Here is a 497-nt window from a genome sequence, read left to right as displayed (position 1 = left end):
ACGCGTTGCGCGCCGCCGTCGTCGAGCACAGCGCCGATCTCGGCATCGCCCACGACGGTGACGCCGACCGTTGCGTCGCGGTCGACGCCGCCGGCGAGCTCATCGACGGCGACCAGATCATGGCCGTCCTCGCGCTCGCCCTCGCCGAGACCGGCGAACTGACCAAGAACACCCTGGTCGCGACCGTGATGAGCAACCTGGGCCTGCACCTGGCGATGCGCGCGCACGACATCAACCTCGTCACCACCGCCGTGGGTGACCGCTACGTCCTCGAGGAGCTGCGCGCGAGCGGGTTCGCGCTCGGCGGCGAGCAGTCGGGCCACGTCGTCCTTCCCGCCTACGCGACCACCGGCGACGGTCTCCTCACCGCGCTGCGCGTGATGAGCCGCATGGCCTCCAGCGGCAAGTCGCTCGCCGACCTCGCCGCCGTGATGAACCGCCTGCCGCAGGTGCTGGTGAACGTCCCCGTGGCGGACAAGGCGGCGGTCGCCGTCTCG

The 497-nt window shown here is 71.8% G+C and carries 1 protein-coding gene; it reads left to right on the top strand.

The window, feature by feature from the left end; all coding sequences use genetic code 11:
- Positions 1-497, top strand: a 497-nt coding sequence (locus CFP71_RS43010; protein WP_482746735.1) for a phosphohexomutase domain-containing protein, incomplete at both ends; no start/stop codon positions are given.

It is taken from the genome of Amycolatopsis thailandensis (genome assembly GCF_002234405.1).
In the GTDB taxonomy this organism is placed as follows: domain Bacteria; phylum Actinomycetota; class Actinomycetes; order Mycobacteriales; family Pseudonocardiaceae; genus Amycolatopsis; species Amycolatopsis thailandensis.
Note: the sequence above shows the minus strand (reverse complement) of the source record. Positions and strands in the feature narration are given on the sequence as shown.